The organism is Poseidonocella pacifica, assembly GCF_900111875.1.
Taxonomy (GTDB): Bacteria; Pseudomonadota; Alphaproteobacteria; order Rhodobacterales; family Rhodobacteraceae; genus Poseidonocella; species Poseidonocella pacifica.
Map to the genome: position 1 here is coordinate 162,634 of NZ_FOJU01000002.1, position 15,472 is coordinate 178,105.

The following is a 15,472-nucleotide window of genomic DNA, read 5'->3' on the forward strand; positions in this document are numbered from 1 at the left end:
TCCGAGGAAAAAGGGGAGACGGTTTGCATGAAAAAAGTCTACGGCTCAGCCAAAGAGGCGCTCGACGGACTATTGCATGATGGGATGCTGATTGCAGCAGGTGGTTTTGGCTTGTGCGGCATCCCCGAGTTGCTGATTGATGCAATCGTGGCAAGCAAGGTCAAGGATCTCACCGTCGCATCCAACAACGCCGGCATTGACGATTTTGGCCTTGGCAAGCTTCTTGCGACCCGCCAGATCCGCAAGATGATGTCCTCCTATGTGGGCGAGAATGCCGAGTTCATGCGGCAATACCTTTCCAATGAACTTGAGATCGAATTCAATCCTCAGGGAACATTGGCGGAGCGGATGCGCGCAGGTGGCGCGGGTATCGCGGGCTTCTACACCCGGACCGGCTATGGCACGCAGGTCGGAGAGGGCAAGGAAGTCAAGGAATTTGACGGAGATCACTATATTCTGGAGCGCGGCATCGTCGCGGACCTCGCGATCGTCAAGGCATGGAAAGCCGATACCACCGGCAATTGCATTTTCCGCAAGACGGCCCGCAACTTCAATCCACCAGCGGCGATGTGCGGCAAGGTCTGTGTGATGGAGGTCGAGGAAATTGTCGAACCCGGCGAACTTGATCCAGACAATATCCACCTGCCCGGCATCTATGTGCACCGCCTCATTCAAGGCGAGCACGAGAAGCGGATAGAACAGCGCACGCTGCGCCAGAGGGAGGAAGCCTGATGCCCTGGGATCGAAATCAGATGGCGGCACGGGCCGCGCAAGAACTCGAAGACGGGACTTATGTGAACCTTGGGATCGGCATCCCCACACTGGTGCCGAACTTCATCCCCGAAGGCGTTCACGTCACCCTGCAATCCGAAAACGGTATGCTCGGCATGGGGCCATTCCCCTATGAGGGCGACGAAGATCCCGACCTGATAAATGCGGGCAAGCAGACGATCACCGAACTGCCCCATACGTCATATTTCGACAGCGCTATATCCTTTGGCATGATCCGGGGCGGCAAGATCGCGACCGCCATTCTCGGCGCTATGGAAGTTGCCGAAAATGGAGATCTGGCCAACTGGATGATCCCGGGCAAGCTGGTGAAGGGCATGGGCGGTGCGATGGATCTTGTCGCTGGTGTGGGTCACGTGATCGTTGTGATGGATCACACCAACAAGGCCGGAGAGCCCAAGTTGCTCAAGCAATGCACCCTGCCTCTGACGGGGACAGGCGTTGTCGACCGCATCATCACGAACCTTGGTGTCCTGGACGTCGTCGAGGGCGGGTTGAAGTTGGTCGAATGCGCGGATGGCGTGACAGAAGACGAGATACGCGCAGCAACCGAAGCCAGGATAATCTGATAAGACTGGCCCCCTTCGACGTTTGGTCGAAGGGGGCCAACATAATTTCAAGCACATGATGGCGATTTGCGTGCCTTAAGGTCACTTTCTTTCGCAGTGTTGAACGCGAAAGCCATTCGTTAACAAATTTTCTTGTATTTTCGTCCGCGCATGGACAAATTTGCCGGGTGCGGTTGCATCCTTTTGGAATGAATTAATGTTTCTTTCTGTTTCCGAGTTTCTCGCCCTATTGGGTATGGCAGGGGTCGGCATTTCCGCGGCGGAATATCTACGCAGGCGGTCTTCACGCGTTGCCATAGACCTACTTTCTGGCGCGATCCTCGGGTTCACCGCACTGCTTCTGTCGGGTGTTACCTCGATGCCGGATGCTCGGGCTGGACCGCTGCTTCTGTGTGGCATCATTGCGGGCCCGCTGGGCGCGGCGGTGGCATTTTTCGTCGCGATCTTTGACGTGTCGGGTGGCACCCTAAGCCTCGGGCGTGGGTCCATCCTTGTGACGACCTTGTACCTCGTTGCCGGCCTCATCGCGGTACACCTGTTCCGGCTGAAGCGGGAGCGTATGCTTAGCCCGAAGGATCTGGCCGTATACTTGGTGACATCGCTGCTATGTGCGCTTCTGGCTCATTACGCCTTGCGCTCTCCTGTACCGCTCATTGAGCATCTGACCTCGTCGACGTTGCTTGTGTTGCTCACCGTCATTGTCATGGCTTTCGCAGTGCGCGTAGCCGACAACAGCCTGATGTTGAAAAGAAGTTCCAGACGTCTGGAACTTGCCGAGCGTGCTGGAAACCTTGGGTTCGTCGAATATGATTTGCGGAGTGGTCAGCTCGACTGGAATGAACGTGCGATCCTCTTGCATGGCCTCGACAGGGAGACCTTCTCTAGCACCTATGGAGATTGGCGCGGGAGCATCCATCCGAATGATCTCGAGCGGGTCGAGATCGAGCTTCAGATCGCTATAGAAAGCGAAAACCGTATTGGCCTCAACTATCGTACCAATATGCCCGACGAACAGATGCGCTTCCTGCGGATGGACGCGACGATCCTGAGGGATCGCGGCGGGTTACCGGTGCGCCTTGTGGGAGTCGTGATCGACGTTACCGAGGTACACAATCAGCAAAACGAACTCGTCACAGCTCAGGATATTGCAGCGCAATCGCAACGCTTGGAAACCGTGGGGAAGTTGACTGGCGGCGTTGCGCATGAATTCAACAACATTCTCGCGATCATCACGGGCAACCTGGAATTGTTGCAAGACGAATTCCGCTCAGGTGAGCCGGACAGGCACTCCGCAGAAGAAATGATCGACGCTTCGCTGAAAGCCTCGCAACGGGGCGCGACGCTCACCCGGAGCATGCTTGCCTATGCGCGCCGCGCGAAACTTGATCCCGAACCAACCGACATCAACCAGACCGTCCGGGATACCAAGAACTGGATTCAGCACACCCTGCCGAAGAACATCACCCTCATTTCAAATCTTGATACCTCCCTCAGGACGGCGCGGCTTGACCGAAGCTCGCTCCAGATCGCTCTCGTAAACCTGATCTTCAACGCCTCGGAATCCATGCCCGACGGAGGCCAACTGGAAATCCGAACTGAGAACTACTCGATCAAAGGTAAAAACAACGAATTGGATCTGCCCCCCGGTGATTATGTGCGCCTGAGTGTTCGGGACACTGGAACTGGCATCGCGCCGGAAACCCTGCCCTTCATCTTCGACCCGTTCTTCACCACCAAACCGGTCGGACAGGGATCTGGCTTGGGATTGTCGATGGTTCAAGGGTTTGCGAAACAGTCAGGCGGCGCAGTTCAGGTGTGTTCCCGTACCGGGAAGGGCACTCTCGTGACGCTCAGCTTCCCAGCAGAAGCTGGTATCGCGGCGACCCGATCACCGTCCCGAGAAGAGACGTCCGCGCAGACAGAAGAACAGCCGGCACGCATCCTCTTGGTAGAAGACGAGCCCGAAGTTCTGAAGGTCCTCCAACGGACGCTGACCGGTGTTGGCTATGAAATCCTGACCGCGTCCAGTGGTGACGACGCACTCGCATTGGTGAAGGCGGATCAGTCGAAGTTGGATCTGGTGGTAACGGACATCGTCATGCCCGGCCTTCTTCAGGGGCCTCAACTGGCTCGCGAGTTGCGCAAGATATCTCCTGAACTCCCGCTCATCTTTCTCTCCGGTTATGCCGCCGATACGCGCGGCGAGGTCGAAGGTCTGCAGCCCGGGGACATACGGCTCATGAAACCCGTAGCTCGCGCGGACCTGCTTGCTGCTGTAACGCGGGTGCTCAAGAGCAGGGCTCGGACCTCCGCCTGAGGCGGCTACCCACTGCCCCGAGAATGCGCCCATAGATCGACCGCTTCCGGTTTTGCCCCACTTTTTGCCCCATTTGCGCCGAAATTCTGTGGCCTAAGAAAAGCATCGTAATTTCGTGCGGGTTCGGAGTGGCAAATGTACTATGATGAAAATGGGCACCAGTACGTCGCGCGCGACACACCGTCGCTTTCGATTGATTGGGTTGTCTTTGCCGCTGCGGCTACCGGCCTTCTGATCGGCGCGCTCAGCTCCTTTTCAGGCGCGGCACAACTCCTCGATGTCGCAGGTATGGCAATTTCAAACATGGCTTCCAACTGAAGCAGGCGGCGGCGGTCCTTGCCCCACCTCGTCTAGCGGGCTAGGCAGCATACATGACCCTGCCCTACCTTATCCCGCTCTGCGCAGACCAACAGCGCGATTTCGGCATCGCCGCTCCGCGGCCTTTCGCCATGGCCGATCGGGTCAGGTTTGCTGAGATCGACGCCTTGCGTCACGTCAACAACGTTGCCTACCTCCGCTGGTTCGAACATGCCCGGGTGGAATATTTCCGCGCTTGGGGGCTGCACTCCCATGGCGAAGGTCAGCCCCGCACCGTATTGCGCCACATTACCGTGGATTATCGTGCAGAACTGCTGCTCCACGATGATTATGTTGTGGCTTCGCACTGTAGCGAATTCCGCACCACGTCCTTCACCCTTCGAAGCGAGGTGTGGAAAGGCGATCAGCGCTGCACAGTTGCAGATGCAGTTGTGGTTTTGCTCAAACCCGATCTTTCCGGCCGAATGGCCATTCCAGAAAGGGTGCTGGAGCGCTTCATCAACATCGACGGGGCGAGCAAAGCCTAGTCCGCAAATCGCCTGAAATACGCGACCAGAGCTTGGGTCGAGCCGTCCTTGTTCTCTGCGCTGGCTTCCCCTGAGACGATCGGCCCGAGCGCGGTCGCCAACTCCTTGCCCAATTCGACCCCCCACTGATCGAAGGAGTTGATCCCGAGGATCACGCCCTCGACAAATACCCTGTGTTCATACAGGGCGATGATCTGGCCGAGGATTTCGGGGGTCAGTTTCGGATAGATGAGCGTGGTCGTCGGCCTGTTGCCCGGGAAAACGCGATGCCGCGCCTGACGGTCACGTTCTTCGCCCGTATGCCCCTTTTTCTCCATGATTGCTTGGGCCTCATCGAAGGAGCGACCGCGTAGCAGCGCCTCCGATTGCGCAAAGCAGTTGGCAACCAGCAACTCATGCTGATGGCGCAGTTCCGGCTCGTGTCCTACGGCAGCGACCAGAAATTCGCATGGCACCACGCGAGTCCCCTGATGGATGAGTTGGTAGAAGGCGTGCTGGCCGTTGGTGCCCGGCTCTCCCCAGACAACCGGCCCGCTGTCATAGGGAAGATCCTTGCCATCCATGCTGACCCGCTTGCCGTTGCTCTCCATTTCCAACTGCTGGAGGTAGGCCGGCAAGCGGCCAAGCCTGTTGTCGTAGGGCAAGACCGCGCGCGTGGCGTGGCCCAGCACCTGATTGTGCCAAATCCCCACGAGGGCCAACATCACCGGTACGTTTTCCCCGAGGGGCGCGGCACGGAAATGGCGATCCATCGCCTGACCGCCCCGCAAAAATGATGCGAACGCTTCCGGACCAATTGCGATCATCAACGAAAGCCCGATTGGCCCCCACATCGAATATCGGCCCCCGACCCAATCGGCGAAGCCAAAGACACGTTCGGGCGCGATGCCGAAATCCGAGGTCTTGTCCGCCGCCGTGGAAAGCGCGGCAAACTGCGCTGCGGGATCCGCAACAGCATCGCTCAACCACGCCTTCGCAGTGCGCGCATTGGTCATGGTCTCAATGGTCGTGAAGGTCTTGGACGCGACAATGACAAGCGTGGTTCGCGGATCGCACTGGCGCAGCGTATCGGCAATATCGGCCCCATCGACGTTCGACACAAAGTGAAGCCGCGGCCCATCATGATACGGAGAAAGCGCCCGCGTCGCCATGGCAGGTCCAAGATCAGACCCGCCGATACCGATGTTGATGACATCCCGGATCTGGCCGCCCGCGCCCACATAGTTGCCGGACCGCACATCCCGGGCGAAGCCTTCCATACGGGCCAATGTCGCGCGAATGGAGGGCATCACATCACCTCCATCGGTCATGACGGAATCGCCATCAAGATTGCGCAGCGCTGTATGGAGTACTGCACGATCTTCGGTTTCGTTGATGTGCGCGCCTCCGAACATTGCCTCGCGATGCGCTTCGACATCTTGCGTTCTTGCAAGTTCGAGGAGCGCTGAACGCGTGTCGTCGTCGATATTCGTCTTGGAATAATCCAGCACCATGTCTTCGAAGCTGGCGGAGAAATGCGTGGCTCGTGCCGGGTCGGCATCGAAGAGTTCGAGGATGTGACGATCGGCCACCGCGGTGGCTTTTTGCTTGAGGCTATCGAACATGACTACTCCGCCCAGTGTATCGTTGCGTCGTTCCAGATGGCTTTGACCGGCGCGTCTTCGCTGGAAAGATCACGTGCGCGCTCAAGCGCGTCGCGCTTTTCCAGACCGGTTATCACGATGTGTTTGGCAAGGGCCCCGTCCAAAGCCGGCGCGCTGAACGTGATCCGCGGCTCTGGCGCTCCGGGAGCGCGCATCGGCAGCAGCGTCGGCGCATTGCGGGACAGGCCCTCAAGCAAACGATCCGCACCGGGGAATAGCGATGCGGTATGCATGTCCGCCCCCATCCCCAGAAGCAACACGGAGATCGGCAAAGATGCCTCCACCTCGGCGATGAGTTGGTCGATCACATCCTCGGGATGTTCCGCAGCGCGGTAAAGCGGGACAAGCCGCGCCGCAGCCGCCCGGCCCACCAAAAGCCTCCTTTTCAGAAGCAGGGTGTTGGATCGGTCGTGATCCTCCGGAACCCACCGTTCGTCGCTCAACATCACATCAACGCGGGACCAGTCGAGATCCACGTCGCAGAGATCGTCGAAGATCGGCCCCGGAGTCGTTCCACCCGGAACCACCAGAGAGACACGATCCGATGACCCAAGCGCGGTCTCGAGGTCTCCTGCGATCCGGTTCGAGATGTTCAACATCATCATCTCGCGGTCGGCATAGGGACAGAATGTATAGCTCACGCCTTGATCTCCCGCCATCTGCGTCCGTCGCGATGCATGAGCATCAAGGCATCTTCGGGGCCGCTCGACCCTGGATCATATGGCTTGGGAACATCGCCGCGGCTCTGCCAGCCTTCGATGATCGGATCGGTCCAGGCCCATGCCGCTTCGACTTCATCGCCCCGCATGAAGAGGGTCTGGTTACCGCGGATCACATCCATGATGAGCCGCTCATAGGCGTCGGGCGCTTCGGCATCGGGGCCAAGCGCGTCGGCAAAGGACATGTCGAGCGGGACGTCGATGAGGCGCATCCCGCCCGGTCCCGGCTCCTTGATTGTTACATCGAGGGTCATGCCTTCGTTCGGTTGAAGACGGATAGCCAGCACGTTGCGGTGCTGGCCGGCCTCCGGCCCGAAGATCGAGTGCGGGGTATCCTTGAAGACGACCGCAATCTCGCTGTCGCGTGCCCGGAGCTTTTTTCCCGTACGCAAGTAGAACGGCGTTCCGGCCCACCGCCAATTCGACAAATGCACCTTCATCGCGACGAAGCTCTCGGTCCGCGAGCGCGCATCGCCGACGTCTTCACGATAGCCCGGCGCATCCCCCGCCGGGCCATACTGACCCCGCACGAGTTGATGATAGTCGATGGGATCGAGGGCGCGGATCACCTTGAGTTTTTCATCTCGCACCGCATCCGGATCAAATTTCGACGGCGGCTCCATTGCGATGAGGCACAAGAGTTGCATCAAATGGTTCTGCACCATGTCGCGCATCGCGCCGGATTTATCGTAATACTCACCGCGCCCACCGACCCCGACGGTTTCGGCGACGGTGATCTGAATGTGGTCGATGAATTGGGCGTTCCACAGCGGCTCAAACAGCATGTTGCCAAAGCGGACGGCCATGAGGTTCTGGACCGTCTCCTTGCCGAGGTAGTGGTCGATCCGGTAAATCTGTTCCTCGTCGAAGTGCTGGGCGAGGGTCGCGTTAAGCGAGCGGGCCGATGCGAGATCGTGCCCAAAGGGCTTCTCCACCACGATGCGCGATTGCGCATCCGCCAAGCCAAAGCTGCGAAGCCGCTCCGCAATGTCGCCAAAGAGGCTGGGCGCGACGGAAAAGTAAAATGCTCGGACCATGCCATCGCGCAAAAGCCCCCGGAGAGCTTCCCAGCCCCCCTCGCCTTTCGCGTCCACTGCCTGATACTCGACCCGCTCCAGAAAGGCATCAACAGCGTCGCAATCCACGGCGGAATCGCCTCCGAACTCGCCGATCGCCTCGCCCACCGTCACGCGGTAGGCGGCCGTGTCCATTTCAGACCGTGCAGCGCCGATGACGCGTGCGCCGTCCGGCATCTGGCCATCGCAGAACCGGCGGAAAAGCCCGGGCAGGATCTTGCGGCGGGCCAAATCCCCGGTTCCGCCGAATATGACCAGATCGAACGGCTCTACCGGAATAACGCGTGAGACCATGGCGAACCCTTTCCTTGCGCTGCGGCGGACCTCGCGTTAGCGCTAACCAAATCGCTTCGCGGCAGTCGTAGCCGCCGGATGAGCGCGAGTCTAGCACCTCATGCTGGCTTCACAACTCCGTCAGGGGGCTAGGCGCTCGGCTCCACCTCGTCTAGCTCTGAAGTCGCTGCCAAAAGGAGCGCTTATGAAAGACCTCAGTGCGACCGCGCCTGCCAAGTTCACCGACCCTGACCTGACGGCCAAGGGCGAGCCGCGCGCCCGCGTTGCCCTCTCCAATCCGCAAACGCTTTGGTTCAACACCGGCACGCTCTGCAACATCGAATGTGCAAATTGCTATATCGCATCGAGCCCTTCGAACGACGCGCTGCTCTATATCACCGAAGCCGAGGTACGCGACTATCTGGCACAGATCCGCGAGCGCCGCTGGCCAATTGAGGAAATCGGCTTCACCGGCGGCGAGCCCTTCATGAACCCGGAGATGATTCCGATATCCGAGGCGGCGCTTGCAGAGGGGTATCAGGTACTGATCCTGACCAACGCGATGCGCCCGATGATGCGACCGAAGGTTCAAGAGGGACTTCTGCGGCTCAACTCCTCTTATCCCGGCAAACTCACCATGCGAATTTCAGTCGATCACTGGTCCGAGACCAACCACGACAAGGAACGCGGGAATGGCAGCTTTGCCCGTACGCTGGAGGGGATGGATTGGCTTCGCGATGCGGGTCTTTCGATGGCTGTCGCCGGTCGCACCGTCTGGGGCGAATCCGAACGCGATGCGCGTTTGGGATACGCCCGCCTGTTCGCCGAGCGCGGCTATGCGATTGATGCCAGCGACCCGGCACAAACCGTTCTCTTTCCAGAAATGGATGAGAGCATTGACGTGCCTGAGATTACGATCGCCTGTTGGGGTATTCTTGGCAAATCGCCTGCGCAGGTGATGTGCGCCTCTTCGCGGATGGTCGTGCGGCGGCGAGGTTCGGCACAGGCGGCGGTTCTGGCCTGCACCTTGCTACCCTATGCGCCAGAGTTCGAACTCGGCACCACGCTGGCCGAAGCGGAACGCCCGGTATCACTCAACCACCCGCATTGCGCGAAGTTCTGCGTTCTCGGTGGGGCGTCCTGCTCAGGTTGACCGGCTCTTCGCCTTGTGCGCCTTTTCCTTCTCGACGACTTTTTCCGCCAAGTCGCGCGCCACGCCGAAAGCACCCTTGATCCGGTCCGCTTCTGTTTTCCAATCGCGGCGGACGATGATCTTGTTGTCCTTTACCTTAGCCAGCCCCCGCTGATCCTTGATGAAGGACACCAATCCCTCGGGTGAGGCGAACTTATCCTTGTAGAAGCGGATGGTGGCCCCTTTTGGCCCGGCATCGAGATGCGAGATGCCCGCGCGTTTGCACATGGCCTTGATCCGCACGACCAGCATCAGTGTGTTCACTTCTTTCGGCAATTTGCCGAAACGGTCGATCAATTCGGCGGCAAAACCCTCCAATTCGACTTTCTTCGTCAGGCCACTCAGTCGTCGGTACAGCCCCAAGCGGACATCAAGATCAGGCACGAAGCTTTCGGGGATAAGGACAGGCACCCCTAGATTTATCTGCGGAGCCCACTGGTCATCCGCCTCCAAGATGCCCTCTGCCTCACCCGAACGAATCTTGGCGATCGCCTCCTCCAGCATGGATTGGTAGAGTTCATAACCGACGTCGCGCATCTGCCCGGATTGCTCTTCGCCCAGCAGGTTTCCCGCCCCTCGGATGTCAAGATCCTGACTGGCGAGCGTGAAGCCCGCACCAAGTGAATCGAGCGATCCCAGTACGCGCAAACGCTTCTCCGCGGTGGTCGTCAGTTTCGCGCGCGGCTTGGTCGTAAGATAAGCGTATGCCCGCGTCTTTGAGCGCCCTACCCGCCCTCGGATCTGGTAGAGTTGCGACAGCCCGAACATATCCGCACGGTGCACGATCATCGTATTGGCGGTCGGAATATCCAGCCCGCTTTCCACAATGGTCGTCGCCAGAAGGACGTCATACTTTCCGTCATAAAATGCGTTCATCCGGTCATCGAGTTCGCCCGCCGCCATCTGCCCGTGGGCGACGATATAGCTGAGTTCGGGAAGTTGTTCCTTGAGAAACGCCTCTATATCGGGGAGATCGGAAATACGCGGCACCACGTAGAAGCTTTGCCCACCTCGATAGTGCTCCCGAAGCAATGCCTCCCGGAGCGTCACAGCGTCGAACTCGCTAACATAGGTGCGGATGGCGAGCCGGTCGACCGGCGGCGTTCCAATGATCGACAGATCGCGCACCCCCGAAAGGGATAGTTGCAGCGTTCGAGGAATGGGCGTCGCGGTCAGGGTCAGAACGTGAATATCGGTGCGCAGTTGCTTGAGCCGTTCCTTGTGCCCGACACCGAAATGCTGCTCCTCATCGATCACGAGTAATCCGAGGTTCTGGAACCGGATCCCCTTGGCCAAAAGCGCGTGCGTCCCGATGACGATATCCACCGTACCGCGCGCGATCCCGTCGCGTGTCTCGGCGGCCTCCTTTGCCGAAACAAAGCGGGAGAGTTGCCGCACATTGAGGGGGAAGCCCCGAAAGCGATCTGCGAAACTCTTGAAATGCTGCCGGGCAAGAAGCGTCGTCGGCGCGATGACGGCCACCTGCACGCCGGACATGGCTGCAATAAACGCCGCTCGCATCGCCACTTCGGTTTTGCCGAATCCAACATCGCCACAGATCAAACGGTCCATCGGTTGACCGCTCGTCATATCCGTCAGGACGTCTTCGATCGCTCGTAGTTGGTCGTCGGTCTCTTCGTACGGGAAGCGGGCGCAAAACTCTTCCCAAGCATGCGGTGGGGGATCGAGGATCGGTGCCTTGCGCAACGCGCGCTCGGCTGCGACCCGGATAAGCCGCTCCGCCATCTCGCGGATGCGCTCCTTGAGCTTGGCTTTCTTGGCTTGCCACGCGCCGCCGCCCAACTTGTCGAGCAGCCCTTCCTCATGGCCGAACTTGGATAGCAACTCGATATTTTCGACGGGCAGGTAGAGCTTTGCCTTCTCAGCGTACTCCAGCACGAGGCATTCATGCGCCGCCCCGAGCGCTGTCACGACCTCCAGCCCCAGATAGCGCCCGACGCCATGATCGACGTGGACCACCAGATCGCCGGGATTGAGGCTCTGCGCTTCGGTAAGGAAATTCTCCGCCTTGCGCTTCTTGCGAGGTGATCTGATGAGCCGATCACCAAGAACGTCCTGCTCGGAGATGACCGTGAGGTCGGGCGTTTCGAACCCGTGCTCAAGCCCCCAAACCGCCAGATGCAGGCCACGCTTGCCTATCCGGGTCCCGTCCATGATCGGCACCGCTTCGGCCAGACCTTCGTCTTCGATGAGACCGGTCAGACGTTCGCGCGCGCCCTCGGAATAGGATGCCACCACCACAGGGGAGTTCGCGAGCTTCTTGCGGATATGGTCGGCCAGAGCACCAAAGAGGCTGATGCTTTCCTGCTGACGCTCCGGTGAGAAGTTGCGCCCGATGCGGCCGCCACCGTCGATCACCCCGGGGCCTGATGCCTGTGGAAGAGCCGAGAGTTGCATCACTCTGCGATCCGCAACCGCCTCTTCCCACGCGTCATCGTCGAGATACAGCAAATCGGCCGGGGCCGGCTTGTACACGCTGTCGAGACGCCCCTTCTGGCGCAGCGCATGCATCCGTGTTTCGTACTGATCCTTTACGCTTTCCCATCGTGCGAGACGCGATGGTGTCACGTGATCATCGAGCGTGACGGTGGCTTGGGGAAGGTAGTCGAAAAGCGTCTCCAGCGTCTCATGGAAGAAGGGCAACCAATGTTCGATCCCGGCATGTTTACGGCCGGCACTGACCGCCTCATAAAGGGGATCATCCGTTCCCGCCGCGCCGAACTCGATGCGGTAGTTCTGCCGGAACCGCGTGATGGCCGCCTCATCGAGGATCACCTCTGAGACGGGTGCAAGCTCCACCACATCAAGCTTCTCGGTAGTCCTTTGCGATACCGGATCAAATCGCCGGGCACCGTCGAGAACATCCCCGAAGAGATCGAGTCGAACCGGGCCGCTCTCGCCGGGCGGAAAGATGTCGATGATCCCGCCGCGCACGGCATAGTCCCCCGGCTCCATGACCGTCGGTGCCTGCGTAAAGCCCATACGCACCAGAAAATTGCGCAAGGCGGCCTCATCGACCCGCCCATCGACCCGCGCGGTAAAGGCCGCTTCGCGCAAGACGCTTCTGGCAGGCACGCGCTGTGTCGCGGCGTTGAGGGTCGTCAAAAGGACGTAGCGCCCCGGCATCTCATGGACCAGCCCGGCCAATGTCGCCATGCGTTGGGCCGAGATTTCGGGATTGGGCGAAACCCGATCATATGGCAGGCAATCCCAGCTTGGGAACGTGATCACCGGCATGACCGGCGCCCAGAAGGCGAGCGCGGATTGCATCGCCGCCATCCGCTTGTCGTCGCGGGCAACGTGAATGACGGGACCGCGCTCCGCGACCTCCCGCAGGATGAGCTTGGCGTCGAACCCCTCGGGGGCGCCGCCAACGGTGATATGCTTGGGCTGGACCATGCGGGCGAGTTACGGCACGGGACGAAGAAGTCAACCGCCGAAGGGGTTGGAGACCAGATTCTGGTACATCCCGAAGAGGGCCGTCGCAAACAGGGCGATCACCGAGAGCACTTGCACGCGGAAGCGATGCGCGCCGATAACATCGTGCAGAGCATCCCCCTGAAGATTTCCTCTGAGGATACGATGCGCCGTCCGTAGCGCCATATAACGAACCAGAATGAGGGGAAATATCAGCAGAAACACCGCCTGCCCCAATTCCCACCCGTAGAGAAACCCGAGCAGAGCCAGCATGGTGGAGACAAAGGCGAGAACCCCCAATGTCACAGGCCCCCCGGCAAGGCGGATCTGGCGGCGACTCTGAATTGCAACAGAAGTCTCCAACTCATCCTGCGCGCCCCCCCCGAGCCGGCGCGCTCTCAAGAGCATGTCGACGGGCGCGCCGAGGCCCCAATTCGCCGCACCTGTCCATACCAGAGCCAGAAGCAGCCAGTACCAGAGAGAGGCAAAGCTGCGCGTGTCGATAAGCTCTATGAGGGAATTCACGGGCTCACTCCGGGGATCTGTCCGAGGAGGGGTTTAGCGCGTGTGGCGGAGCTTGCCCAGACTTGAGCAATGCTGCCAATCGTGGCACTCCGGGCTTGTTCAGCGAAAGGCCCCTGCCATGCACCCTACTGTCGCCCCCTTCCCCACCACACGTCTGCGCCGCACCCGTATGAAAGCGCCGCTCAGAGCGTTGGTACAGGAAAACGCCCTCAGCGTGGGAGATCTCATCTGGCCGGTGTTCGTGCGCGAAGGTCAGGACGTTCTGGAAGAAATCCCCTCCATGCCGGGTGTCTTCCGGCGCTCCGTCGATCAGGTGGTTGAGGCCGCGCGAGAAGCGGCGGACCTCGGCATCCCGGCCATCTGCATCTTCCCCTATACCGATCCCGCCTTGAAGACCGAAGACTGCGCCGAGGCATGGAACCCCGACAACCTGAGCAATCGCGCCATTCGTGCCGTCAAGGCCGCTGTGCCGGAGGTTGCGGTAATGACGGATGTCGCGCTCGACCCCTACAACATCAATGGGCATGATGGCTTTGTGGAGAACGGCGAAATCGTCAATGACCGCACGGTCGAAGCGCTGGTAAAGATGACCATTGTGCAAGCGGACGCAGGCGCGGATATCATCGGCCCGAGTGACATGATGGACGGGCGCGTGGGCGCGATGCGTTCCGCGCTGGAGGCATCTGGGCACCACGACGTCACCATCCTGAGCTACGCGGCAAAATACGCTTCGGCCTTCTATGGCCCCTTCCGCGATGCCGTGGGTGCCTCCGGCGCGCTCAAGGGCGACAAGACGACGTATCAGATGAACCCCGCGAATTCCGACGAGGCCCTGCGGCTGGTCCAGCGGGATCTGCAAGAAGGCGCGGATATGGTCATGGTAAAGCCCGGAATGCCCTATCTGGACGTATGCCGACGGGTGAAGGAGAGCTTTGGCGTGCCGACGTTTGCGTATCAGGTTTCGGGCGAATACAGCATGATCGCCGGAGCCGCCGCGCAAGGATGGATCGACGGCGACAAGGCCATGATGGAAAGCCTCATGTGCTTCAAGCGTGCCGGGTGCGACGGTATCCTCACTTATTTCGCGCCTGCGGTCGCGCGAGCATTGTCATGACACTTTACCGGTTCGCTGCTGCCCGATAGGAACGACGGAAAAAGTGAGGGCAGCATGATCTATGAAAACGCGCAGGGATGGCGGGATGCTTCGCGCAAACGCGTGGTTCTTTTCGCCATGTCGGGTTTGGGAAAAACCCATGTTTCCTCAATGCTGCGCGATCAGGGCGAGTGGTTCCACTACTCAATCGATTACCGCATCGGCACACGATACATGGGCGAATACATCGCCGACAATGCCAAGCGCGAAGCGATGAAGAACCCGTTTCTGCGGGACCTTCTCCGCTCGGATTCCATCTACATCGGCTCGAACATCTCTTTCGACAACCTCACGCCCGTCTCTACTTATCTCGGCAAACCGGGCGCGGTGGAAAGCGGCGGCCTGACCATCGAAGAGTTTCGCCAACGGCAGGAACAGTTCCGGCGGGCGGAGATTCAGGCGCTTCTCGACACACCCTATTTCATCGACAGAGCAGAAGATCTCTACGGCTATCCGCATTTCGTCTGTGATACCGGCGGGTCGATCTGTGAATGGGTTGATCCATCGGACCCCGGGGATGAGGTGCTGGCGACGCTTTCGCGGCACGCACTGATGGTCTGGATCGAAGGAACGGAGGCCCATACCGAAGAGTTGATCAGACGCTTTGACCGGGCGCCAAAGCCCATGTCCTACAGTGCGAATTTCCTTGATGCCTGCTGGACCGGATACCTCGATGAGACGGGTCTTTGCGAAGGCCAGGTCGATCCAGACGCCTTCATCCGCTGGACCTATGCCCGTGCGCTTGCCCACCGCCAGCCGCTTTATGAGGCGATGGCGGCAAACTGGGGCGTAACGGTGTCCGCATCCTCGATGGCCGAGGTCCGTGATCAGACAGACTTCACGGACGTCATCGCGAAGGCGATCAGCGAGCGCGGGTAAACCTTCCGGCGAATACAGAACTGGCCACATTGGGGTGTTGCGCATTCAACGCCG

At 59.8% G+C, this 15,472-nt stretch carries 13 protein-coding genes; 8 read left to right on the forward strand and 5 right to left on the reverse strand.

Features of this window, described 5'->3' with window-relative positions; all coding sequences use genetic code 11:
• Nucleotides 1–27: 27 nt before the first annotated feature.
• From BM234_RS05935 to BM234_RS05955, 5 genes are all read left to right on the forward strand, one after another.
• Nucleotides 28–732, forward strand: coding sequence for a CoA transferase subunit A (locus tag BM234_RS05935; RefSeq protein ID WP_092061759.1), 705 nt, complete (start codon nucleotides 28–30; stop codon nucleotides 730–732).
• Complete coding sequence (locus BM234_RS05940) at nucleotides 732–1,358, forward strand: CoA transferase subunit B (protein WP_092061762.1); 627 nt, start codon at nucleotides 732–734, stop codon at nucleotides 1,356–1,358. Before BM234_RS05935 ends, BM234_RS05940 begins: the two co-directional genes overlap by 1 nt.
• A 196-nt stretch (nucleotides 1,359–1,554) precedes the next feature.
• Entirely contained in the window at nucleotides 1,555–3,675 is a 2,121-nt protein-coding gene (locus BM234_RS05945) for an ATP-binding protein (RefSeq protein ID WP_092061765.1), read from the forward strand.
• Nucleotides 3,676–3,810: 135 nt separating this feature from the next.
• A complete protein-coding gene (locus BM234_RS05950) occupies nucleotides 3,811–3,993 on the forward strand; it encodes a hypothetical protein (RefSeq protein ID WP_092061768.1) in 183 nt (60 codons plus the stop codon).
• 53 nt (nucleotides 3,994–4,046) lie between these two features.
• The gene (locus tag BM234_RS05955) at nucleotides 4,047–4,520 is read left to right on the forward strand and encodes an acyl-CoA thioesterase (protein WP_092061771.1); all 474 of its coding nucleotides are present in this window, start codon (nucleotides 4,047–4,049) and stop codon (nucleotides 4,518–4,520) included.
• On the opposite strand, the gene pgi is transcribed toward BM234_RS05955, so the two are convergent.
• Genes pgi through zwf form a run of 3 tightly spaced genes read right to left on the reverse strand, consistent with a single transcriptional unit; the run spans nucleotide 4,517 to nucleotide 8,252 of the window.
• Nucleotides 4,517–6,124, reverse strand: a complete 1,608-nt coding sequence (gene pgi / locus BM234_RS05960) for a glucose-6-phosphate isomerase (protein ID WP_092061774.1) — start codon at nucleotides 6,122–6,124, stop codon at nucleotides 4,517–4,519. The two genes, BM234_RS05955 and pgi, sit on opposite strands and share 4 nt — an antisense overlap.
• Before the next feature lie 2 nt (nucleotides 6,125–6,126).
• Nucleotides 6,127–6,804 carry a 6-phosphogluconolactonase gene (pgl, locus tag BM234_RS05965; protein ID WP_245752529.1) on the reverse strand — a complete coding sequence of 226 codons (678 nt, stop codon included), beginning with the start codon at nucleotides 6,802–6,804 and terminating at the stop codon, nucleotides 6,127–6,129.
• The gene (zwf, locus tag BM234_RS05970) at nucleotides 6,801–8,252 is read right to left on the reverse strand and encodes a glucose-6-phosphate dehydrogenase (RefSeq protein WP_092061780.1); all 1,452 of its coding nucleotides are present in this window, start codon (nucleotides 8,250–8,252) and stop codon (nucleotides 6,801–6,803) included. The genes pgl and zwf overlap by 4 nt, the downstream gene beginning before the upstream one ends.
• A gap of 184 nt (nucleotides 8,253–8,436) precedes the next feature.
• Between zwf and BM234_RS05975 the strand changes: the two genes are divergently transcribed.
• The gene (locus BM234_RS05975) at nucleotides 8,437–9,384 is read left to right on the forward strand and encodes a radical SAM protein (RefSeq protein WP_092061783.1); all 948 of its coding nucleotides are present in this window, start codon (nucleotides 8,437–8,439) and stop codon (nucleotides 9,382–9,384) included.
• Here the strand turns inward: BM234_RS05975 and mfd are convergent.
• Together mfd and BM234_RS05985 are read right to left on the reverse strand one after the other, a co-directional pair.
• Nucleotides 9,376–12,843: a transcription-repair coupling factor gene (gene mfd / locus BM234_RS05980; RefSeq protein WP_092061786.1), complete on the reverse strand. Its 3,468-nt coding sequence runs from the start codon at nucleotides 12,841–12,843 to the stop codon at nucleotides 9,376–9,378. The two genes, BM234_RS05975 and mfd, sit on opposite strands and share 9 nt — an antisense overlap.
• A 30-nt stretch (nucleotides 12,844–12,873) precedes the next feature.
• The gene (locus tag BM234_RS05985; RefSeq protein ID WP_092061789.1) at nucleotides 12,874–13,386 is read right to left on the reverse strand and encodes a hypothetical protein; all 513 of its coding nucleotides are present in this window, start codon (nucleotides 13,384–13,386) and stop codon (nucleotides 12,874–12,876) included.
• Between the two features lie 118 nt (nucleotides 13,387–13,504).
• Between BM234_RS05985 and hemB the strand changes: the two genes are divergently transcribed.
• A complete protein-coding gene (hemB, locus tag BM234_RS05990) occupies nucleotides 13,505–14,500 on the forward strand; it encodes a porphobilinogen synthase (RefSeq protein ID WP_092061792.1) in 996 nt (331 codons plus the stop codon).
• A gap of 54 nt (nucleotides 14,501–14,554) precedes the next feature.
• Nucleotides 14,555–15,418 (forward strand): ATPase, encoded by an 864-nt coding sequence (locus tag BM234_RS05995; RefSeq protein WP_092061795.1) that lies wholly within the window; start codon nucleotides 14,555–14,557, stop codon nucleotides 15,416–15,418.
• The last annotated feature ends 54 nt before the right edge of the window (nucleotides 15,419–15,472 follow it).

What these genes read in the sequence shown, in the direction of transcription:
- BM234_RS05955 (WP_092061771.1), top strand. Translation starts at nt 4,047, where the DNA reads ATGACCCTGCCCTACCTTATCCCGCTCTGCGCAGACCAACAGCGCGAT.
- BM234_RS05950 (WP_092061768.1), top strand. Translation starts at nt 3,811, where the DNA reads ATGTACTATGATGAAAATGGGCACCAGTACGTCGCGCGCGACACACCG.
- BM234_RS05940 (WP_092061762.1), top strand. Translation starts at nt 732, where the DNA reads ATGCCCTGGGATCGAAATCAGATGGCGGCACGGGCCGCGCAAGAACTC.
- BM234_RS05975 (WP_092061783.1), top strand. Translation starts at nt 8,437, where the DNA reads ATGAAAGACCTCAGTGCGACCGCGCCTGCCAAGTTCACCGACCCTGAC.
- mfd (WP_092061786.1), bottom strand. Translation starts at nt 12,843, where the DNA reads ATGGTCCAGCCCAAGCATATCACCGTTGGCGGCGCCCCCGAGGGGTTC.
- BM234_RS05995 (WP_092061795.1), top strand. Translation starts at nt 14,555, where the DNA reads ATGATCTATGAAAACGCGCAGGGATGGCGGGATGCTTCGCGCAAACGC.
- BM234_RS05945 (WP_092061765.1), top strand. Translation starts at nt 1,555, where the DNA reads ATGTTTCTTTCTGTTTCCGAGTTTCTCGCCCTATTGGGTATGGCAGGG.
- zwf (WP_092061780.1), bottom strand. Translation starts at nt 8,252, where the DNA reads ATGGTCTCACGCGTTATTCCGGTAGAGCCGTTCGATCTGGTCATATTC.
- hemB (WP_092061792.1), top strand. Translation starts at nt 13,505, where the DNA reads ATGCACCCTACTGTCGCCCCCTTCCCCACCACACGTCTGCGCCGCACC.
- BM234_RS05935 (WP_092061759.1), top strand. Translation starts at nt 28, where the DNA reads ATGAAAAAAGTCTACGGCTCAGCCAAAGAGGCGCTCGACGGACTATTG.
- pgi (WP_092061774.1), bottom strand. Translation starts at nt 6,124, where the DNA reads ATGTTCGATAGCCTCAAGCAAAAAGCCACCGCGGTGGCCGATCGTCAC.